Here is a 19,471-nt window from a genome sequence, read left to right as displayed (position 1 = left end):
GCCGGGGCGGATCAGGCCGCGCCGAGCATCACGGCGGAGTTGTTGCCGCCCATGCCGAGTGAGACCTTGAGCGTCAGGCCGCCCTCGAAAGGCGTTGCGCCGTCGAGCAGATTCGGATGCGCCTGCGCCACGATAGGGGCGGACGGGAGGACGCCGCGTTCGTAGCCGAGCGCCGCCGCGGCCACCTCCACGGCCGCCGACGCCGCCTGGCAGTGCCCCGCCAGTGGTTTGAGCGCGTACAGGTGCGGGCGTCCGCCGAAAATATGCTCGTGGACCGACAATTCGGCCTCGGTGCACTGCTGGGTGCCGGGGCCGTGCGTGTTGTAGTAGCGCACCTCGTCGGCGGTGACGCCGGACAGGGTGAGGGCGCGCTGCACGCAGTCGAGGACGCGTTCGTGGCCGGGATCCACCGAGATGACATGGTGCGCGTCATTGGTCATGGCCCCGCCGAGGACGCCGGCGTATGGGTGCCCGGCGTCGCGGGAGACGACGAAGGCCGCCGACGCCTCCCCGAAGCCGAAGCCGCGGCTGCCCTCCTGGAAGGGGCGGCAGGCGTCGAGCGGGTCGGCGTCGACCACGGCCGCGCCCATCCGCGCGAAGTAGTCGACCTGTTCGGGGGCGCAGGTCAGGTCGGTGGCCACGCACACGACATCGTCGGCGAAGCCGTGGTCCAGCCACATCTTGGCGGTGATGAGGGCGGCGTTGGCGGAGCTGCACGCGGAGGTGACGTTCATGGTGGGGCCGTGGAAACCGTTCTCCTGCATGACCAGTGAGATCGGGGTGGAGGGCAGCAGCGGGAGGTATTCGCGGCTGCGCCGGGTCCAGTGGCCGTTGCGGTGGAAGTCGGTCCAGTCGTAGGCGTCGCCGAGCACGACGGCGTGGATGAGGCCGACGGTGCGGCCGGGCTGCCAGCTGCGCGCGCGGGCGTCGGCGACGGCTTCACGGGTCGAGGCGAGCAGGGCGCGCAGGAACTTGCTGCCGGTGTCGCCGGGTGCGCCGCCGTCGTCCGGGATCAGGGCGGCCCACCAGTCCTGATCCTGCCCGGGACCGTAGCCAGGATGTAGCTTGGCGGCGGGTTTTCCGCTGAGCAGGCCGTCCCACAGAGCCTCCCGGCCCCATCCGTAGCCGGTGACGGCACCGATGCCGGCGATCACCGCCCTGTTGCGAATTGCGTTTTGCGACATCGTTCTCCAAGCGCGCGCCCGGCCGTACTGGACGGTCCGACAAGTCATTGTGAACGATCATAAGAAGGACACGGCCGAACCGCAGCGCACAGGGCGTACCAAAGCTGCCGGAAGTTCGCGAGGTCACCCGTGACGGGTGAGAGGCCGGGCCGCGAGGACCCCGCCGGGCATCAGCCGCGGCGGGCGAAGCGACCCGGATCGGCCTGATCGCGCGGCTTCACGACGATGGTGTCGAGATTGACGTGCGGCGGGCGCGAGGCCACGAAGCCCACGATCTCCGCAATGTCCTGCGCCACCAGCGGATCGATCCCGTCGTACACCTTCGCGGCCCGTTCCTCGTCACCGTCGAAACGCACCAGGGAGAACTCGGTTTCGACCGCGCCCGGCGCGATCTCGGTGAGCCGCACCGGCTTTCCGAGTAGCTCGCCGCGCAGCGTGCGGTGCAGAACGGCCTGTGCGTGCTTCGCCGAGGTGTAGCCGGAACCATTGTCATAGGCGTGGAACGCCGCCACCGAGGTGACGGTCACGATGAGCCCGTCCCCGGAATCGATCAGTTTGGGCAGCAGCGCCTTGGTGACCCGCAGCGTGCCGAGCACATTCGTCTCCCACATCCAGCGCCAGTCGTCCAGATCGGCCTCGGCCACCGTCGCCAATCCCTTTGCCCCACCGGCATTGTTGACCAGCACATCCACCCGCTCGACGGCCTCGGTGAACGCCCGCACCGACTCCTCGTCGGTCACGTCCAGCGGCAGCGCCGTCCCGCCGATCTCCGCCGCCAGCTTCTCCAGCCGGTCGACCCGCCGTGCGCCGACATACACGTGGTACCCCTGCTTCGCGAGCTCACGGGCGGTGGCCTCACCGATCCCCGAGCTGGCTCCGGTCACAACAGCGGTACGAGTGCTCATGCCCAGAGCCTAAACACGGCGTGTCCTGTCGGCGCGGCGAGGTTGCCGACCATCGCAAGGCGACAGCTGATTTCGCAAGATCCGGGTAACTCATCGGGTACGTCCAGAGTCGGATCGGCTCCCAACGTCGGCACGCGTGCATGGCTTTTTGCGGCTCTCAGCTGTGCGCTGAAGGCGCGGAGAGGCGGACTAGCCTGGCGGGTATGCCGATTCGTGAAGTGGTCAGTGCCGACGGAACCAGCATCGTCTACCGGGTGAGTGGCCCTGAGGGTGCGCGACCTCTGGTTTTGCTGCACGGGTGGGCCGGGAACCTGCGCAACTGGGGGCGGGCCGAGGAACTGCTCGCCGAAAAGTTCCGGGTGATCGCAATGGACCTGCGCGGGCACGGCTACTCGGGGACTCCCGAGAGCGGATACGACGATCCGAAGAACTGGGCCGGGGATGTCGCCGCGGTGCTCGCGGGGGAGCGCATCACCGCAGGCGCGATCCTGCTCGGCTGGTCCTACGGCGGCATCGTGCAGACCGACTACCTGGCGGCGTACGGCACCGCGGCCGTGTCGGGTGTGGTTTACACCGGATCTCTGGCGGGCATCGGTCCCGGCGTGCCGGGCGCGGGCACGGGCACCGCCATGCAGAAGGCCATCCCGGATGTCTTCGACGAGAGCGCGGGCAAGGCCATGCGCGGGTTCGCCGCCTTCGGCAATGCCAACACCGGCCCCGGCCGCGACAAGGGCGGTGACGCGCAGCGCCTGTTCGGCGGCAGCATCGGCACGCTGCCTCGGGTGCGCAAGGCGCTGTTCTACCGGACCGTCGACAACACCGACACCCTGCGTGGCCTGGATGTTCCGGTGCTCGTGATGCACGGCACCGAGGATCCGGTGGTGCCGGTGGAGAACGGCCGCTACATCGCCGAGACCGTGCCGAATGCCCGCGCCTCCTACTGGGAGGGCTCCCAGCACGGCCTGTTCATCGAGGATCCCGAGCGGTTCGTCGCCGAGGTCGCCGAATTCGCCGGAAACCTGGCCTGAACCGGGCGGCCGGTTCGCGAACCGCTCGCATACGCCGATGAATCCCTTTGTGACCGAGCTCACTTGGTGGGGGAACTCATGATGGCCCGGCTACCTTCCGCGTGCACACTGGACTGGTGGTGAGTCAACGTAGCGACCTACGGCCGAATCGGATTGCCGTGCTGTCGGTGCACACCTCGCCACTGGCCCAACCGGGTACCGGCGACGCCGGCGGCATGAACGTCTACGTCCTGCAGACCGCCATCGAACTGGCGAAACGCGGCACCCAGGTGGAGATCTTCACCCGCGCCACCTCCTCCGCCGACGAGCCCGTGGTCGAGGCCGCGCCCGGCGTGCTCGTGCGCAATGTGGTGGCCGGGCCGTTCGAGGGCCTGGACAAGACCGACCTGCCCACACAGCTGTGCCCCTTCGCGGCCGAGGTGCTGCGCACCGAGGCCCGGCATCCGGTCGGCCACTACGACCTCATTCATTCGCACTACTGGCTCTCCGGCCAAGTGGGCTGGCTGGCGCGAGACCGCTGGCGGGTGCCCATGGTGCACACCGCGCACACCCTCGCCGCCGTGAAGAACGCGCATCTGGCCGAGGGCGACACCCCGGAACCGGCCGCCCGCGAGATCGGCGAGAAGCAGATCGTCGCCGAGGCCGACCGGCTGGTCGCCAATACCGGCGAGGAAGCCCGCGAACTCGTCCAGCTGTACGGCGCGGACGCCGACCACATCGACGTCGTGCTGCCGGGCGCGGACCTGTCCCGCTACCGTCCCGGCGACCGCACCGCCGCGCGCCTGGAACTCGGGCTGCCGCTGGACGAGCGCATCGTCGCCTTCGTCGGGCGCATCCAGCCGCTGAAGGCCCCCGACGTGCTCGTGCGCGCCGCCGCCGAGGTACTGGCGCGAGAGCCGGAGCGCCCGCTGCGGGTGCTCATCGTGGGCGGACCCTCGGGTTCCGGTCTGGAACGGCCCGACGCGCTCATCGAATTGGCGGCCGAACTCGGCATCGCCGACCACGTCACCTTCCTGCCGCCGCAGCCGCCGCACAAGCTCGTGCAGGTGTACCGGGCCGCGGATCTGGTGGCGGTGCCCAGCTACAACGAATCCTTCGGCCTGGTCGCCATCGAGGCGCAGGCCAGCGGCACGCCGGTGCTGGCCGCCGACGTGGGCGGGCTGGGAACGGCTGTGCGCGACGGTGTTTCGGGCCTGCTGGTACCCGGTCATCGCACCCCCGACTGGGCCGCGGCGCTGCGGTCGCTGCTCGACAGCCCGGGCCGGTTGCGCGAAATGGGCACGGCCGCCGTGGAACACGCGTCGAACTTCTCCTGGGCGCATACCGCCGACGGCCTGCTGGACAGCTACTCGGCCGCGCTGACCGGGTTCCGCGACCTGCGCACCCGGCGGAGTAGCCTGCTCACCGACAGCAATCAGGCCAGATCGCGGGCGCTCTGGCGGCGCCGGATGGGAGTGGCACGTCTGTGAGCGAGCGCAGCGAGCGAACCGAAGGCACAGCGTGCGTCGCACATGTCGTGGCCGAGCGCAGCGAGGTCGCGGCATGAGTGACCCGACCCTGCCCACCTCGCCCATGAACGAGACGGCCGTGGCCACCGCGGAACTCATCGACGAGACGCTGCGTGATCGCGAAATCGAGTACAGCCGTGAGCGTCCCGACATGTTCGTGGTGGTGCTGCCCGGCGAGCGCAAACTCAAGACGAACGTCATCGTCTCGGTCGGCAATCACGGCGTGCGCATGGAGAGCTTCGTCTGCCGCAAGCCGGACGAGAACTTCGAGGGCGTCTACAAATTCATGCTGCGCCGCAATCGGCGGCTGTACGGCGTGGCCTACACGCTCGACAATCTCGGCGACATCTACCTCCTCGGCCGCATGTCCTCGCACTGCGTCACCGCCGATGAACTCGACCGCTGGTTCGGTCAGATCCTCGAGGCCGTGGACGCCGACTTCAACGTGCTGCTGGAAACCGGATTCGCCGAATCCATTCGGAAGGAATGGAAATGGCGGGTCTCGCGCGGAGAGTCGTTGACGAATCTGCGTGCCTTCGAACATCTCGTAGACTCCGCCGACCAGCCCTGAGCCCGGCATGACTTTGCTGGCACTGGATATCGGTGCGACCAAATTCGCTGCGGGGACCGTGGATTCGGACGGTGTCGTGGGAGGGATCGAACGGATCCCGGTTCCGGCATCGGGCGTGTGGGACGGCTGCCGGGAACTGCTGCTGCGTGTCGCCGACGGCGCGGAGGTGAGCGCGGTCGGCATCGGCTCGGCCGGTCCGGTCGACGTGCGCACCGGCACAACCGGTCCCATCAACATCCCGGAGTGGGCCTCCGGTTTCGCGCTGGTCGACGCGGTGCGAAAAGTGTTCCCGGGAGCCGAGGTTCGCTTCGCCATCGACGGCGTCTGCCTGGCGCTGGCCGAACAGCACTGGGGCGCGGCGCGCGGCGTGCCGAGCGTGCTCGCCCTGACGGTGTCCTCCGGCATCGGCGGCGGCGTCATCTCCGAGGGCCGGGTCGTGGTGGGCCGCACCGGAAATGCCGGGCACATCGGCCACATCATCGTGCCCGGTAACGAAGAACCCTGTGCCTGCGGTGGTTTCGGCTGTGTCGAGGCCGTGGCCAGCGGGCCGTCGTCGGTGCGCTGGGCGCGGCGGCAGGGCTGGACCGGATCCACCGGGGTGGAGCTGTCGCAGGCCGCGCACGCGGGTGACGAGATCGCCGTGGCCGCGCTGGGCCGGGCGGGCACGGCGCTCGGCTACGCGATCGCCTCGGCCGCAGCCCTTCTCGACACGCATCTGGTGGTGGTCGGCGGCGGCTTCGCGCAGTCGGGGGAACCGCTGTGGCGGCCGCTGCGCGAGACGGTCGCCCGGCATGCCCGGCTCACCTTCCTGCGCGAGTTGCGGGTGCTGCCGTCCGAGCTCACCGACCAGGCCACCATCATGGGCGCGGGCCTGCTGGCCTGCGACGGCACCACGTATCCGTGCGACTTCTCCCCCGTGGGAGGATGAGGCCATGACGTACACCCTCGTGTTGCTCCGCCATGGTGAGAGCGAATGGAATGCCCTCAACCTGTTCACCGGCTGGGTGGACGTGCGACTGACCGACAAGGGTGTCGCCGAGGGCAAGCGCGCCGGTGAATTGCTGGCCGAGCAGGGCATTCTGCCCGATATCGTCTACACCTCGTTGCTGCGCCGTGCGATCAGCACCGCCAACAACGCGCTCGACGCGTGCGACCGCCACTGGATTCCGGTGGTGCGGGACTGGCGTCTGAACGAGCGGCACTATGGCGCGCTGCAGGGCAAGAACAAGGCGGAGATCAAGGACAAATACGGCGACGAGCAGTTCATGCTGTGGCGTCGCAGCTACGACACCCCGCCGCCGCCGATCGAGGACGGCGACGAGTACAGCCAGGAAGGCGATCCGCGCTACGCCGGCATCGACGTGCCGAAGACCGAGTGCCTCAAGGACGTCGTGGCCCGCATGGTGCCGTACTGGGAGGACACCATCTCCGCCGATGTGCGCGCGGGGAAGACGGTTCTCGTTGCGGCGCACGGTAATTCGCTGCGCGCGCTGGTGAAGCACCTGGAGAACATCTCCGACGAGGACATCGCCGAGCTGAACATTCCGACGGGTATTCCGCTCAAGTACGAGCTGGACGAGAACCTGCGTCCGCTGGGTCCGGGCGTGTACCTGGATCCCGAGGCCGCGGCGGCCGGCGCCGCCGCGGTCGCCAATCAGGGCGGCAAGAAGTAGTTTTCCGGTAACACCAAACGCGCTGTAGCCGAATTATTCGGCTGCAGCGCGTTTTTCGTTTTTCCCGCACCACATGCTGGTATTTTGAAATGAACGCCGCTGTGATTGCGGTCACAATACGCTTCCGTAAGGTATTTCTTGCCAATTGATTTCGAATTTGCCGAACAATTGCCCCTTTAAAAGGATGTCTGTAACCCGGAGTTTGCAACTTACTTCGGAGTAGATATGCTCTGGTCGTTCGACCATTTTGCGAGAGGTGGATCACGTTCGATGAGGAACGCTCTACGGGCCACAGTGGCCACGGCTGTCGCCGCGCTGCTCGTCCCATTGACCGGCATCACAGCGGATGCGGCCCCCACGGCCGGAACCCCTGACGGTGGCGCACTCGGCGCGGCCTGGACCGCCGCCGAGGACGGGGCCCAGCAATACCCGAACGTCTTCATCGAATGGGACGTGCCGATCACCATGAGCGACGGCACCGTCCTCAAGGGCAACGTCTACCACCCGGCCGACGCCTCGGGCCGTCCCATCGACACCCCGACGCCGACCGTCGTCAACCTGACCCCGTACACGAAACTCGTGTCCAATGTCGCGGATTCGGCCTTCGCCATCCCGGGTCTGGGCGACGCGCTGCTCACCGCGTTCCGCAACATCAACCTCGACGGCACCCCGATCACCGGCTTCGGGGAACTGCTCAACGCGGTCGGCAACGGCCAGCTGCGCAACTTCTCCGTCGACCGCCAGCTCATCAAGTCCGGCTACACGCAAGTCGTCGTGGACGTGCGCGGCACCGGATTCTCGCAGGGCCAGTGGGACATGCTGCGCCAGCGCGAACAGCAGGACACCGTCGAGGTCATCGACTGGGCGTCGCGGCAGGGCTGGTCCAACGGCCGCATCGGCATGAGCGGCCTGTCCTACAGCGCCATCAACCAGGTGCAGGCCGCCGAGAAGCAGCCGCCCGCGCTGAAGGCCATCTTCCCCATCGTGCCCGGCAGCGACCTCGTCGACGATGTGCTCGCGCCCGGCGGCGGCTTCGGCTTCAACTTCATTCCGCTGTGGCTGGCCGCCATCAACGGCACCAAGCTGCTGCCCGACCTGGTCGCCGTCGCCCAGGGCAAATTCGACTTCAAGTGGCTGCAGGACCGCGCCGCCGACCCGTTCACCTACATGGACGTGCTCATGGCCGCCTACACCACCACCGATATGGCCAATGCCGATCCGCGCCTGAAGGATCTGTTCAACGAGCTGTCCTCGGCACGCCAGGCGTGGCTGGGCGATCCGTCCAACATCCAGGTCCCGACCTTCGTCGTCGGTGGCTGGCACGACCTGTTCACCTACTCGGAATCCCAGATCTACAACCAGATTCCGCTGCCCGCCGGGCAGAAGCAGCTGCTCATGGGCAACACCTACCACGTCACCTCGGGCGCCGACGTGAACAAGCCGGGCGCCCCGCCGCGCCTGGACGTGCTGCAGCGCGCCTGGTTCGACAAGTGGCTCAAGGGCATCGACAACGGCATCGACACCTACGGCCCGGTGACCCTCAAGCAGCAGGGTGGCGGCTGGATCACGCAGAACGGATTCGGTGAATCCGCGCCGGTTTCCGAGGCCGCCGAACACCGGCGCATGTACTTCTCCGGACAGATCAGCGGCACCGCGGGCAGCGTCTACGACGGCTCGCTCACCGGCGACGCCAACGGCGACGACACCCGGCTGACGGTCGCGCCCGGCCTGACCACCATCTGCTCCAACGACGCGGCACAGGCCACCGCCGGGTTCCTGAACCTGATCGACGTGTGCGCCAAGGACTCTCGCGTCGCCGAGACCAACGCGCTCACCTTCACCAGTGCGCCGGTCGCCGACACCACCGTGATCTCGGGTCCGATCGCGGTGCGGCTCAACACCGTTCAGGACGCGGAGGACGGCTACTGGACCGTCACCGTCAACGATGTCGCCCCCGACGGCACCTCCACCGTGCTCACCTCGGGGCAGCTCATGGCCTCGCTGCGCGCGGTCGACGAATCGCTGAGCTCGCGTTCGGCCAACGGCGACTACACCGATCCGCGGTCCTACACCTCGATCGAGCGCGCGCTGCCGGTGGTGCCGGGCGAGGCCACCACCCTCGATATCGCCCTGGGCGCTACCGAAGCCGTGCTGAAGCCGGGACACCGGCTGCGCGTGGACGTCTACGCGGGCAACTTCCCGAAGGGCGTGCCGATCCTGCCCATGATCATCGATACCGGTCTGAAGCCGCAGCACCTGCAGCTGGACCCGAACCGTCCGAGCTTCGTGAACATCCCGGTCCGCGGAAATTCCGGTTGGTGATTCCGTCTCATCGGGAGTGAAAACCCCGGGTGTGCTCAATGTCGCGCACACCCGGGGTTTTCTTTTATGGGGGGCAAGGGAATTCAATCCTCGATCCACGAACCGTGGATGCCGCCCGGGACCCGGCGGGGGAGTTCCACCACCGCCACCGGCGGCGCGGTGAGATCGTGGGCGTCCAGGATCAGCAGTTCCGAGGTGCGCGCGGCGGCATCGCTCACCAGGGTGAGCAGGTAGCCGTCGTCCTCGCCGGTGGCGTCGGCGGCGGGGACGAAGACGGCTTCGCCGGGCACCCGGCCGGGACCGCCCCGCCACAGGGCTCGTGCACCGGTGTCGTTGTCGTACTTGACGATTCCCATACCGTCCAGACCCGAACCGGGGAAGGCGACGGCATAGCTGTACCGGTTGCGGCGGCCGAGATAGTTCTCGTTGACGGTCGGGAAATCGGTGATCAGGGTGTCGAGGAGTTCCTCGCGGGCCGTGGACTTCCCGGGCTCGAGGACGTAACGGTGGTGCAGCGCACCGCCGTTCGGAGAGACCGGGTAGCCGGGTGCGCCGACCCACCACTTCCAGGACGACTCCCACGCCGGGCGGTCGAAACGCGGGCCCTCCACGATCACGCGGCCGTGCTCGTCCTCGTGGGCGTTCGAAACATGCAGCAGCGCACCGGGTTCCACGTCGTACCAGATCACCTCGCCACCGCCGGAGCGGGGCAGCAGGCCGATGCGCGGCTGGTAGGAGTCGCTCCAGCGGTAGGGGATGCCGGAGGTCTCCGCCGGATCGAAGACCACCGACATATCCAGCCACACCACGTAATTCGCGGTGACGGCGAAATCGTGCATGAGCGACGGGCCCGCGCCCTCGACCGTCCGCTGATGCCGGATGACACCCTCGGCGGAGGCGATGTAGTAGATCAGATGCGGCGCGACCGGCGAGTAGGCGAAGAAGTGCAGTTCGCCGGTGACCGGATCCTCCTTGGGATGGGCGGTCATGGCGGTGGTCAGTCTGCCGCCGAAGTCGTACGCGCCCACGGTGTCCAGCTCGGGGGTGAGCTCGAACGGCAGGTTGGCCTCCTGGAGTGCCAGGATGCGCCCGGCGTGCTCGATGATGTGCGTGCCGGCGACGCTGGCGGTGAGGTCGATGCTGCCGTCCGCCCGGTGGCAGGGCGCGCCGTCGAGGGCGGGGGTGCGCACCCAGCGGTTCCGATACCACTCGGCGCGGCCCTCGCGCAGCCGCAGGCCGTGGATCATGCCCGCGCCCTTGAACCAATGCGTCGGGATGTCACCGGGTTTCGGGTTGTGGCCGTTGCGGAAGTAGCGGCCGTTCAGCTCTGGCGGGATCGCGCCGCGCACGGTCAGGTCATGGGCGGTGGCCTCGTCGGCGACGGGCTCGTAGTGGCCGGTGAGGTACGGGGCGGAGAGCATGGCGGTCCTTCTCAGGTGTGGATCGGGCTGTGCGGCAAGAACTGTGGATGGCTGTGGATGAACGGCCCGGCCGGGCTCAGTCCTCGGAGTCGGCGACGAGCACGACCTTGCCGGTGACCGTGCGCGATTCGGCGAGGGCGAGGGCTTTTCCGGCCTCGCGCAACGGGAATCGGGCGGCGATCTGGGCGTGCAGGTCGCCGCGGGCGGCCAGGTCGAGTACGGCGGTCAGGTCCTCGCGCAGCTGATTGCGGAAGCGGGTGAGCCGGCGCTGTCCGGCCCAGATGTTGTAGAAGTGCGCGGAACGCCTGTTGGGCAGCAGGTTCCACCACATCAGCCGGGCGAGCAGCGCCAGCACGGGCAGCCGGGAGTTGCCCTCCTCGTCCTTGGTGGAGGCACTGCCGTAGGCGACCAGCGTGCCGCCGGGGGCGAGCAGTTCGAAGGAGTCGACGATGCCGGGGCCACCGACGTGATCGAAGACCGCGTCCACGCCGTCCGAGGTGTACTCGCGCACCTGTCGCACCACGTCACCGCGGTAGTCCACCGGCAGCGCGCCGAGGGCCTGCACCGCCTCGGCATTGCGCGCCGACGCCGTGCCGATCACCCGGATGCCGGCGAGCCGCGCCAGCTGCACCAGGGTGGAGCCGACGCCGCCGTTCGCGCCGTGCACCAGGATCGTCTGCCCGGCACGGACTTTCGCGATCCGGTGCAGCATCTGCCAGGCGGTGATGCCGTTGACGACGAAGGTCTCCGCCGCGTCCGCGGGCAGTTCGGCGGGGACCGGGATCAGGTCCGCGGCCTCCAGGATCAGGTGGCTGCTCCATCCGCCGGTCTTGGTGAGCGCCGCGACCCGGCGGCCGATCAGCGCCTCGTCCGCGGCCCCGCCGACCGCGACGACCGTGCCGACCGCGTCGTAGCCGGGGACGAACGGGAAGGCGGGCTGGTCGTAGTACTTGCCGCGGCGCATCTGCTGTTCGGCGAAGGAGACGCCGGTGGCCTCGACGCGCAGCAGCGCCTGGCCCGGTCGCAGCGGCGGCAGTTCGCGGTGGGCGAGTTCGAGCTGATGCGGTTCGACGCGGCCGGGGAGAACGACTTCGAGGGCGGTGGTGGTGGTCGACATCGGTCGATCCTTTCTGGCGTGAGTGATTGGTCAATCACTCGGAGGGTGATGAAGACGCCCTCGTCGGAGGGCGTGAAAAGCTAGTTCGGGTGCCGGATGCCTGCGGTGAGCGCGGTGGCCCAGGGGGCCTGCTCGTGTTCGAGGCCGAGAGTGACGATCAGGTGGCAGAGCTGGCCGTAGGCCATGAACCGCTGCACCTGCGCGTCCGAACCGCCCGAGCGGCGCTGCGCGTACTCGGTGACCCGGCGCAGGCCGCGGCGCACGGCCTCGGCGATCTCCGGCACATCGGCCGCCGACTGTGCGTGCACCTGCAGCATGAGCAGGCTCTTGTCGCCGATGAGTTCGGCGTAGGCGCCGCCCATTTCGTACAGGATCTGCTCCGCGTCGCCGTCGGGGGTGCGGGCCGCGCCCTTGGCCAGCGACTGTTCGACCAGTTCGTAGCAGCGGTCGATCGCGGCGACGAACAACTCCGTCTTGCTGGGGAACAATTTGAACACGTAGGCGGGGGAGATGCCCGCCGTGACCGCCACGGTGTTGATCGAGGTGCCGCGGTAGCCGGACTTGGCGAAATCCGTGATCGCGGCGTCGAGGACGGCCTCGCGCCGGACGTCGGAGGTGGAGAGGGTGGCTCCGCGCTTCGTCATGTGAGTGACTGTACACTCACTCTCGTCGGCGTGACAACCCTCGCGAACGACTTGTGCACATTCACCAAGTTTCGGCGAACTGTCCCAGACTATTTCGGGCTGTCCTAGGTTCGGATCGAAGTCCGCAGTTCGGAAAGTGGTTGGGGCACTATGCGTCTCCTGTCGAGATCCCTGCTCGCCGTCGCCGCCGCGGCGCTGGCGTTCACCCAGTTCGTCACCCCGACGGCCGCCGCCGTCACGGCCACCGGCCCGGACGGCGGCGCGGCGGGCGCGGAATGGGCTGCCACACACGACAATCCACAGCTCTATCCCAATGTGTACATCGAATGGGATGTGCCCATCACCATGAGCGACGGCACCGTCCTGAAGAGCAATGTCTACCACCCGGCCGACGCCTCGGGCCGTCCGATCGACACCCCCACACCGACCATCGTGAACTTCACCCCGTACACGAAACTCGGTTCCATGATCGGGGATTCGGCCTTCTCCATCCCCGTCCTGTCGGACCTGATCGTCCAGCTGGCGCGCAACCTCGACCTCACCGGCACCCCGATCTCCGGGCTCACCGACCTCACCAAGGCGCTCGGCGGCGGACTCATCCGCACCTTCACCGTCGACCGACAACTCATCCGATCCGGATACACCCAGGTCGTCGTCGATGTCCGCGGAACCGGCTTCTCCCAGGGCAATTGGAATCTGCTGGGCGAACGCGAACAGCAGGACACCCTGGAAACCATCGACTGGGCGTCCCGGCAGCCCTGGTCCACCGGCGACATCGGCATGACCGGCGTCTCCTACTCCGGGCTCAACCAGCTGCAGGCCGCGGCCGAGCAGCCGCCCGCGCTGAAGGCCATCTTCCCGGTCGTGCCCAGCCGCAACCCCTTCCGCGACCTGGTGGCCCCCGGCGGCGCGATCGGCGTCGCCTTCATGCCCATGTGGCTGGCGGCCGTGAACGGCGGCAAACTCGTCCCGGACATGACCGCCCTGCTCCAGGGCCGCTTCGACATGAAGTGGCTGGCCGACCGCCTGTCCGATCCCTTCACCTTCGTCGACGCCCTGCTGGAAGTGTTCCTGCAACCGAACATCGACCAGCTGAGCCCGAAGGTGAAGCAACTCCTCGACTCCGGCAGCGATATGCGCCAGGCCTGGGAAACCGACCCCGCCCGAATCACCGTCCCCACCTTCATCTCCGGCGGCTGGCACGACGTCTTCGTCGCCTCCCAGGCCGACGTCTTCCGCCGCATCCCCCTCCCCGCCGGCCAGAAACAGATCCTGATCGGCGACGGCTACCACATCTCCAACGGCAACGAATCCGGCCGCCCCGGCCAGCCACCCCGCATGGACGTCCTGCAGCGCGCCTGGTTCGACAAGTGGCTCAAGGGCATCGACAACGGCATCGACACCTACGGCCCCGTCACCATGAAGGAACAGGGCGGCACCTGGATCACCGCCTCCGGATTCCCGCAGGAGGAGGAGACCGAGTACCGGCGCATGTACCTCTCCCCGATCCCCTCCGGCACGGGCGGCCACAGCGTCCACGACGGCTCCCTGGTCGACGCCCCCACCGAGTGGCCCGAAACCCTCACCGTCGCACCGGGTCTCACCGGCCTCTGCTCCCGTGACGCCGCCCAGGAAACCATCGGCATAGTCTCGATCATCGACGCCTGCGGTAAGGACTCCCGCATCTGGGAATCCAACGGCCTCACCTTCACCAGCTCCCCGGTAGCCGAACCAACCACGCTATCCGGCCCGATAGCCGTACACCTCAACACGGTTCACGACGCCACCGACGGCTACTGGGTCGCCACCGTCAACGACGTAGCGCCCGACGGCACCTCGACAACCCTCTCCTCCGGCCAACTCGTCGCCTCCCTCCGAGCCCTCGACGAATCCCGCAGCACCCGCCTCCCCAACGGGGACTACACCGACCCGGTCCCCGACCTCTCCCTGTCCACCCGCCAACCCACCCAACCGGGAGTCCCCGTCGCACTGGACATCTCGATCGCGGGCGTGGACGCCGTCCTCCAACCGGGCCACCGGCTACGAGTCGACGTCTACGCGGGCAACTTCCCCAAGGGCCTCCCACCCCTGGCCATCCTCATGGACACCGGCCTCCGCCCCCAGCACCTCCTGCTCGATCCCGCCGAACCGAGCTACGTGAACATCCCGGTCCGCGGCACCCCGGGCTGGTGACCGCTCAGTCGCCGTCGGGTACCGCGAAGGCGGCCTCCAGAGGTGGGAAGGCGGCTCGGGCGTCGTGGCCCGAGAACCACAGGCCGACAATGAAAGCGGAGGTCGCTTCGAGGTACCGGGTCTGGGCCAGGCCGCCTGCGCGGATCGGGCGGAGCTTCAGATCTTCGGCGAGGGACGCGACCGTGTCCAGGGCGGCCGGGTCGTCGCCGCAGAGAGGGACGGCCAGGGGGCGGCCGTCGAAGTCGCGGGTGGGGGAGGACCAGACCTCGGCGGCGCAGAGGTTGAAGGCTTTGACGACGTAGGCGTCCGGGGCTGTGGCCGCAATGCGTTCGGCGACCGCGGATTCGGTGAGGGTGAAGCCGGGGCTGCCGGGGGCGAAGCTGTCGGGGGAGTAGGCGTTGGTGCAGTCGATGAGGGTGCGGTTCGCGAGGTGGGGGGCCGCGGCTCGGAGGACTGCGGACAGGGCCGGGACGGGGAGGGCCAGGAGGACGGCTTCTCCGAACGCGGCTGCTTCGGGAATGGTTGTGGCGTAGGCGGTTCCGCCGATGTGGGCGGCGGTGTCGTTGGCCTGCTGCGGGTTTCGGGCGCCGATGGCGAGGTCGTGGCCGGCGGCGGACCAGCCGGCGCCGAGGGCTCGGGCCATCTGGCCGGCGCCGAGGATTGCTATGCGCATGGGGACTCCTTGGTCGGGGTGACGAGGTCGACGGTAGGAATTCCGATGGGCACCCGCGGGTGTGCAACGGCGGTGGCAGGGTGGTGGGGTGACAGTGGAGACGCCGGGGCCGGTGCGGTTTCCGGATTACGGGGAGCGGGAGGCGGACTGTCCGGCGCGGCTGGCGGTGGATCTGTTCGGGAACTCGTGGCTGATGGTGATCGCGTACACACTGCGGGACGGGCCGATGCGGCCGGTGGAGTTGCGGGCGGGGATCGGGGGGATCAGTCAGAAGATGCTCACGCAGACGCTGCGGCGGATGGAGCGGATGGGGTTGCTGGAGCGTCGCCGGTACGCGGAGGCGCCGCCCCGGGTGGAATACGGGCTGACCTCGGCGGGCGTCGATCTGCTGGTGCCGATCTTCGCGCTGGGGGAGTGGGCCGATCGGCACGGGGACACTGTGCGGGCGGCGCTGTACGGCGAGCCGGACGACTGAATCGCGCGGGCGGAAAAGATTGCGGCACAGCTGCTCGATTTCCGCCACGCCGAACGCGAACATTGCGTAAACGCGGGGGGAACACCCGTCTAAGTAGCTGTGACCTGCGTGAAACTTCCTGCACCCGGGGTTTGACCGACCGTCGGCGACCGTACGATTCAGACTGTGAGCGTTCCACAGGCCGTGCTGTTGGCAGTCCTGGCGGCCGTTGTAGGGCTGGCCGTCGGAGGACTGCTCATCCCGTATGTGAACGCCCGGCAGGAGCGGCTGCGCGCCGCCACCGATACCGGACTCACCATGTCGCAGGTGCTCGATCTCATCGTGCTCGCCTCCGAGAGCGGCATCGCCGTCGTGGACCAGTACCGCGACGTCGTGCTGGTGAACCCGCGTGCCGAAGAGCTGGGCATAGTGCACGACCGGCTGCTCGACGAACGCGCCTGGGCCGCCGTCGAACAGGTGCTCGTCACCGGGCTGGACGTCGAATTCGAGCTGACCGCCAAGATCCCGCTGCCCGGCCGGGCGCGGCTGGCGGTTCGCGGTGTGGCCCGGCCGCTGTCGCAGGAGAACACGAATTTCGTGGTGCTCTTCGCCGACGACGACTCCGAGCAGGCCCGCATGGAGGCCACCCGGCGCGACTTCGTCGCCAATGTGAGCCACGAACTCAAGACCCCGGTCGGCGCGATGAGCCTGTTGGCCGAGGCGTTGCTGGAGTCCGCGGACGACCCGGATTCGGTGCGCCACTTCGGTGAGCGCCTGCACGGCGAGGCCCGCCGCATGGGCAAGATGGTGACCGAGCTCATCGCGCTGTCCCGCCTGCAGGGCGCGGAGAAGCTGCCCGAACTCGAGGCCGTCGACGTGGACACCGTGGTCACCCAGGCCATCGAACGGTCCCGCAATGTGGCCGAGGCCGCGGGCATCACCGTGAGCACCGACTTCAACAGCGGACTTGAGGTGCTCGGCGACACCACACTGCTGGTGACCGCCCTGTCCAACCTGGTCGAGAACGCCATCGCGTACTCGCCCAAGGGCTCCCATGTCTCGGTGAGCCGGGCGCTGCGCGGCGGATACGTGAACATCGCCGTCACCGACCGCGGCATCGGCATCGCCAAGGAAGACCAGGAACGGGTCTTCGAACGATTCTTCCGGGCCGACAAGGCGCGCTCGCGCGCCACCGGCGGTACCGGGCTCGGGCTGGCTATCGTCAAGCACGTGGCCGCCAACCACAACGGTGAGATCACCCTGTGGAGCAAACTGGGCACCGGGTCCACGTTCACGCTGCGCATCCCGGCCCACCCCGCCGACCTGAACGGCGCGGGCGACAAGAGGCTTTCCGCCGGCACTCCGGCGGTGAAGAAAGAGAACGGCTCGCGCCCCGCCGGGCGGGCCAGAACCAACGGTGTGGAGGCAACCCGATGACGAGTGTGCTGATCGTCGAGGACGAGGAGTCGCTGGCCGATCCGCTCGCGTTCCTGCTGCGCAAGGAGGGGTTCGAGGTCACCGTGGTCGGTGACGGGCCCTCCGCGCTCGCGGAATTCGACCGGTCCGGCGCGGACATCGTGCTGCTCGACCTCATGCTGCCCGGCATGAGCGGCACCGACGTGTGCAAGCAGCTGCGAGCCCGCGGCAGCGTCCCGGTCATCATGGTGACCGCGCGCGACAGTGAGATCGACAAGGTGGTGGGCCTGGAGCTGGGTGCGGACGACTATGTCACCAAGCCGTACTCCTCCCGCGAACTCATCGCGCGCATCCGCGCGGTGCTGCGCCGCGGCGCGGGCGACGAGCCCGACAACGGCGGCGAGACCAGCGTCCTGGAGGCCGGACCCGTCCGCATGGACGTGGACCGGCACACGGTCCAGGTGAACGGCAAAGCGGTCACCCTCCCGCTCAAGGAGTTCGACCTGCTGGAGTACCTGCTGCGCAACTCCGGTCGCGTACTGACCCGGGGCCAGCTCATCGACCGCGTCTGGGGTGCCGACTACGTCGGCGACACCAAGACCCTGGACGTGCACGTGAAGCGCCTGCGCTCCAAGATCGAAGCCGACCCGGCCAAGCCCGAGCACCTGGTCACCGTGCGCGGCCTGGGCTACAAACTGGAAGCCTAGGAACCCGGAAAACGATCGAGCCCGCTGCGCGAAGGCAGCGGGCTCGATCGTTCTCTTCGGTCTTGTGGATCAAGCGTTGGGGTCGGACTCGCCGGTGTAGACCCACGCCTTGCCGAGGGCGGGGAGCTCGGTCTGGTTCAGCTTGATCCAGCCGAGGGAGTCGTTCTGCATGCAGTCGTAGTAGGCCACGTCCTGGCCGTTGCCGCGGCAGGCGATGGTGCGGCCGGTGCCGTACGGGCTGACGATGATGAGCTTGCCCTGATCCTTGGCCTGGAGCACGTTCAGGTCGTTGTAGGGCACGAAAGCGGCCGTGGCGTCGGAGAACTTGGCCGGGTCGGCGGGCTCTGCGCCGGCCAGCGGAGCGAGCGCGAGCACAGCGCCGGCGGTCACGGCAGCGACGGCGAGGGTTTTCTTGATCATGGCTCGGGTTTCTAACACGCTCCGGTGAACTCGCCATAGCCCACGGGTGTCGCGCGCACTTCCGGCAACTCACCGCGCGAGGTCACCGGCTGCGAAGACATTCGAAACCGCTTTTCACGCAGACTGATTCGAATTCCGCATGATCGGCGGCGAATTCACCTGCTGTACACCCGGGCACGCTGTGGGGCTCGTCACGAAGAGGGTGACGAGTCCCACAGCGCACGGTCATCTGCCGGGCGTGGTGCCGCTGCTGCCGCTGCCCAGCGGCCCGCCGGGCCCGAATCCGCTTCCGCTGCTGGAGCTTCCGGAGCCGATCGGCTCGTCGCCCACCTGCACGACGGTGGAGGCCGTGTACCCGCCCTGCTCGGCGGTGATCACGTGCTGCCCCTTCTCCGACGGCGTCCACGAGATGGTGGCGCTGCCCGGCGGCCACGGCACCTTCGGGCCGCCGATGAAGTTCCCGTTGTCGGTGAAGTACACGAGCAGTCCGGCCGCGGCCCCGCTGAGCTTCACGGTGATCGTGTACTGCTTGCCGACCGCGTGATTCGCACCGTCGACGGAGATCGAATCCACCTTGGCGAGCGCGGACGGCGCGGCGAGGACGGCGACGGCGGCCAGTGCCGCGAGGCCGGTGGCCGTGCCCGCGGCGCGCCGCGCGATGATCCGGGTGTCGGTGCTGCGCATCCTCGCCCCTACTTCCTGCTGCTGCCGCCGAGCAGCCCGTTCAGCAGGCCGCTGCCGCTGCTGCTGCCCGATCCGCTGCCACTGCCCGGCTTGGTGGTCGTCGGCGGTGTCGTCGGTTCGGTGGTGACGGGCGGCGCGGTCGTCGCGGGCGGGGTCGTCGGCGCGGTGGTCGGCGGGTTCGCGTCGTCGGTGACCGTCACGACGATCGACTTGGTGCTGCCGCCCTGTGCCACGGTGAGAATGTGCTGCCCGGCGCTGCGCGGGATCCAGGCCAGGCTGGCCTGCCCGACCGGCATCGGCACCTTGCCCGCCGGGGTGAGGCTCTCGCCGTTGTCGGACCAGTAGACGAGCAGGCCGATGGAGGCCCCGCTCAGACTGGCGCTGAGGGTGTAGCTGCTGCCGACCTTGTATTCGGTCGCACCGGTGATGGTGATGGCGTCCACCTCCGCGCCCGCGGTGGGCGAGGTGGCGACGACGGCGGCGGTCGCGGCGGCGACGGCGAGACCGGCGATGCCGGCCCCGATCCGGCGCCCGGTCATGGTGTTGCGCAT

Annotated in this window: 19 protein-coding genes; 10 read left to right on the top strand and 9 right to left on the bottom strand. The window is 68.6% G+C overall.

Annotated elements, in window-relative coordinates; translation table 11 throughout:
* Nucleotides 1-11 precede the first annotated feature (11 nt).
* Nucleotides 12-1,184: a beta-ketoacyl synthase N-terminal-like domain-containing protein gene (locus tag JK358_RS15195; protein WP_201948085.1), complete on the bottom strand. Its 1,173-nt coding sequence runs from the start codon at nucleotides 1,182-1,184 to the stop codon at nucleotides 12-14.
* A gap of 170 nt (nucleotides 1,185-1,354) precedes the next feature.
* Nucleotides 1,355-2,089: an SDR family NAD(P)-dependent oxidoreductase gene (locus JK358_RS15190; protein ID WP_201948083.1), complete on the bottom strand. Its 735-nt coding sequence runs from the start codon at nucleotides 2,087-2,089 to the stop codon at nucleotides 1,355-1,357.
* Between the two features lie 203 nt (nucleotides 2,090-2,292).
* On the opposite strand from JK358_RS15190, the gene JK358_RS15185 reads away from it, so the two are divergent.
* The 6 genes from JK358_RS15185 (at nucleotide 2,293) to JK358_RS15160 (ending at nucleotide 9,191) form a co-directional block, all read left to right on the top strand.
* Nucleotides 2,293-3,117, top strand: a complete 825-nt coding sequence (locus JK358_RS15185; RefSeq protein ID WP_201948081.1) for an alpha/beta fold hydrolase — start codon at nucleotides 2,293-2,295, stop codon at nucleotides 3,115-3,117.
* A gap of 116 nt (nucleotides 3,118-3,233) precedes the next feature.
* Nucleotides 3,234-4,586: a D-inositol-3-phosphate glycosyltransferase gene (mshA, locus tag JK358_RS15180; RefSeq protein WP_201948079.1), complete on the top strand. Its 1,353-nt coding sequence runs from the start codon at nucleotides 3,234-3,236 to the stop codon at nucleotides 4,584-4,586.
* A gap of 73 nt (nucleotides 4,587-4,659) precedes the next feature.
* Nucleotides 4,660-5,196: a type III secretion system chaperone family protein gene (locus tag JK358_RS15175; RefSeq protein WP_372440667.1), complete on the top strand. Its 537-nt coding sequence runs from the start codon at nucleotides 4,660-4,662 to the stop codon at nucleotides 5,194-5,196.
* Nucleotides 5,197-5,203: 7 nt separating this feature from the next.
* Nucleotides 5,204-6,124: an ROK family protein gene (locus JK358_RS15170; RefSeq protein WP_201948076.1), complete on the top strand. Its 921-nt coding sequence runs from the start codon at nucleotides 5,204-5,206 to the stop codon at nucleotides 6,122-6,124.
* A 4-nt stretch (nucleotides 6,125-6,128) separates the two neighbouring features.
* Nucleotides 6,129-6,869: a phosphoglyceromutase gene (locus JK358_RS15165; protein ID WP_201948074.1), complete on the top strand. Its 741-nt coding sequence runs from the start codon at nucleotides 6,129-6,131 to the stop codon at nucleotides 6,867-6,869.
* A gap of 270 nt (nucleotides 6,870-7,139) precedes the next feature.
* Nucleotides 7,140-9,191: a CocE/NonD family hydrolase gene (locus tag JK358_RS15160; RefSeq protein WP_201948072.1), complete on the top strand. Its 2,052-nt coding sequence runs from the start codon at nucleotides 7,140-7,142 to the stop codon at nucleotides 9,189-9,191.
* 83 nt (nucleotides 9,192-9,274) lie between these two features.
* On the opposite strand, the gene JK358_RS15155 is transcribed toward JK358_RS15160, so the two are convergent.
* The 3 genes from JK358_RS15155 to JK358_RS15145 form a co-directional block, all read right to left on the bottom strand.
* Nucleotides 9,275-10,612, bottom strand: a complete 1,338-nt coding sequence (locus tag JK358_RS15155) for a carotenoid oxygenase family protein (protein ID WP_201948070.1) — start codon at nucleotides 10,610-10,612, stop codon at nucleotides 9,275-9,277.
* A gap of 76 nt (nucleotides 10,613-10,688) precedes the next feature.
* Nucleotides 10,689-11,729: a medium chain dehydrogenase/reductase family protein gene (locus JK358_RS15150; RefSeq protein WP_201948068.1), complete on the bottom strand. Its 1,041-nt coding sequence runs from the start codon at nucleotides 11,727-11,729 to the stop codon at nucleotides 10,689-10,691.
* Between the two features lie 80 nt (nucleotides 11,730-11,809).
* Complete coding sequence (locus JK358_RS15145; RefSeq protein ID WP_201948065.1) at nucleotides 11,810-12,373, bottom strand: TetR/AcrR family transcriptional regulator; 564 nt, start codon at nucleotides 12,371-12,373, stop codon at nucleotides 11,810-11,812.
* A 150-nt stretch (nucleotides 12,374-12,523) separates the two neighbouring features.
* Here JK358_RS15145 and JK358_RS15140 point away from each other — a divergent pair, with 150 nt between their 5' ends.
* On the top strand, nucleotides 12,524-14,566 hold the full coding sequence (locus JK358_RS15140) for a CocE/NonD family hydrolase (protein WP_201948063.1): 2,043 nt from the start codon (nucleotides 12,524-12,526) through the stop codon (nucleotides 14,564-14,566).
* Nucleotides 14,567-14,570: 4 nt separating this feature from the next.
* Here the strand turns inward: JK358_RS15140 and JK358_RS15135 are convergent, their stop codons facing one another.
* Nucleotides 14,571-15,239 carry an NADPH-dependent F420 reductase gene (locus tag JK358_RS15135; protein ID WP_201948060.1) on the bottom strand — a complete coding sequence of 223 codons (669 nt, stop codon included), beginning with the start codon at nucleotides 15,237-15,239 and terminating at the stop codon, nucleotides 14,571-14,573.
* An 88-nt stretch (nucleotides 15,240-15,327) separates the two neighbouring features.
* Here JK358_RS15135 and JK358_RS15130 point away from each other — a divergent pair, with 88 nt between their 5' ends.
* The 3 genes from JK358_RS15130 to JK358_RS15120 all read left to right on the top strand — a co-directional run bounded on the left by JK358_RS15130 (nucleotide 15,328) and on the right by JK358_RS15120 (nucleotide 17,816).
* Nucleotides 15,328-15,714: a winged helix-turn-helix transcriptional regulator gene (locus JK358_RS15130; RefSeq protein ID WP_307817528.1), complete on the top strand. Its 387-nt coding sequence runs from the start codon at nucleotides 15,328-15,330 to the stop codon at nucleotides 15,712-15,714.
* Between the two features lie 165 nt (nucleotides 15,715-15,879).
* Nucleotides 15,880-17,130, top strand: coding sequence for a sensor histidine kinase (locus JK358_RS15125; RefSeq protein WP_201948058.1), 1,251 nt, complete (start codon nucleotides 15,880-15,882; stop codon nucleotides 17,128-17,130).
* The gene (locus tag JK358_RS15120) at nucleotides 17,127-17,816 is read left to right on the top strand and encodes a response regulator (protein ID WP_201948055.1); all 690 of its coding nucleotides are present in this window, start codon (nucleotides 17,127-17,129) and stop codon (nucleotides 17,814-17,816) included. Before JK358_RS15125 ends, JK358_RS15120 begins: the two co-directional genes overlap by 4 nt.
* 69 nt (nucleotides 17,817-17,885) lie before the next feature.
* Here the strand turns inward: JK358_RS15120 and JK358_RS15115 are convergent, their stop codons facing one another.
* The 3 genes from JK358_RS15115 to JK358_RS15105 all read right to left on the bottom strand — a co-directional run bounded on the left by JK358_RS15115 (nucleotide 17,886) and on the right by JK358_RS15105 (nucleotide 19,471).
* On the bottom strand, nucleotides 17,886-18,236 hold the full coding sequence (locus JK358_RS15115) for a hypothetical protein (protein ID WP_201948053.1): 351 nt from the start codon (nucleotides 18,234-18,236) through the stop codon (nucleotides 17,886-17,888).
* A 225-nt stretch (nucleotides 18,237-18,461) separates the two neighbouring features.
* A complete protein-coding gene (locus JK358_RS15110; protein WP_201948050.1) occupies nucleotides 18,462-18,920 on the bottom strand; it encodes an Ig-like domain-containing protein in 459 nt (152 codons plus the stop codon).
* Between the two features lie 8 nt (nucleotides 18,921-18,928).
* Entirely contained in the window at nucleotides 18,929-19,471 is a 543-nt protein-coding gene (locus tag JK358_RS15105) for a hypothetical protein (RefSeq protein WP_201948048.1), read from the bottom strand.

The sequence above is a fragment of the Nocardia acididurans genome (assembly GCF_016741815.1).
Lineage (GTDB): Bacteria > Actinomycetota > Actinomycetes > Mycobacteriales > Mycobacteriaceae > Nocardia > Nocardia acididurans.
Note: the sequence above shows the minus strand (reverse complement) of the source record. Positions and strands in the feature narration are given on the sequence as shown.

Coding starts and splice junctions, on each gene's coding strand:
- JK358_RS15110 (WP_201948050.1), bottom strand. CDS start 18,920: ATGCGCAGCACCGACACCCGGATCATCGCGCGGCGCGCCGCGGGCACG.
- JK358_RS15145 (WP_201948065.1), bottom strand. CDS start 12,373: ATGACGAAGCGCGGAGCCACCCTCTCCACCTCCGACGTCCGGCGCGAG.
- JK358_RS15190 (WP_201948083.1), bottom strand. CDS start 2,089: ATGAGCACTCGTACCGCTGTTGTGACCGGAGCCAGCTCGGGGATCGGT.
- JK358_RS15185 (WP_201948081.1), top strand. CDS start 2,293: ATGCCGATTCGTGAAGTGGTCAGTGCCGACGGAACCAGCATCGTCTAC.
- JK358_RS15155 (WP_201948070.1), bottom strand. CDS start 10,612: ATGCTCTCCGCCCCGTACCTCACCGGCCACTACGAGCCCGTCGCCGAC.
- JK358_RS15120 (WP_201948055.1), top strand. CDS start 17,127: ATGACGAGTGTGCTGATCGTCGAGGACGAGGAGTCGCTGGCCGATCCG.
- JK358_RS15165 (WP_201948074.1), top strand. CDS start 6,129: ATGACGTACACCCTCGTGTTGCTCCGCCATGGTGAGAGCGAATGGAAT.
- JK358_RS15160 (WP_201948072.1), top strand. CDS start 7,140: ATGAGGAACGCTCTACGGGCCACAGTGGCCACGGCTGTCGCCGCGCTG.
- JK358_RS15115 (WP_201948053.1), bottom strand. CDS start 18,236: ATGATCAAGAAAACCCTCGCCGTCGCTGCCGTGACCGCCGGCGCTGTG.
- JK358_RS15105 (WP_201948048.1), bottom strand. CDS start 19,471: ATGCGCAACACCATGACCGGGCGCCGGATCGGGGCCGGCATCGCCGGT.
- JK358_RS15140 (WP_201948063.1), top strand. CDS start 12,524: ATGCGTCTCCTGTCGAGATCCCTGCTCGCCGTCGCCGCCGCGGCGCTG.
- JK358_RS15135 (WP_201948060.1), bottom strand. CDS start 15,239: ATGCGCATAGCAATCCTCGGCGCCGGCCAGATGGCCCGAGCCCTCGGC.
- JK358_RS15195 (WP_201948085.1), bottom strand. CDS start 1,184: ATGTCGCAAAACGCAATTCGCAACAGGGCGGTGATCGCCGGCATCGGT.
- JK358_RS15150 (WP_201948068.1), bottom strand. CDS start 11,729: ATGTCGACCACCACCACCGCCCTCGAAGTCGTTCTCCCCGGCCGCGTC.
- JK358_RS15170 (WP_201948076.1), top strand. CDS start 5,204: ATGACTTTGCTGGCACTGGATATCGGTGCGACCAAATTCGCTGCGGGG.
- JK358_RS15175 (WP_372440667.1), top strand. CDS start 4,660: ATGAGTGACCCGACCCTGCCCACCTCGCCCATGAACGAGACGGCCGTG.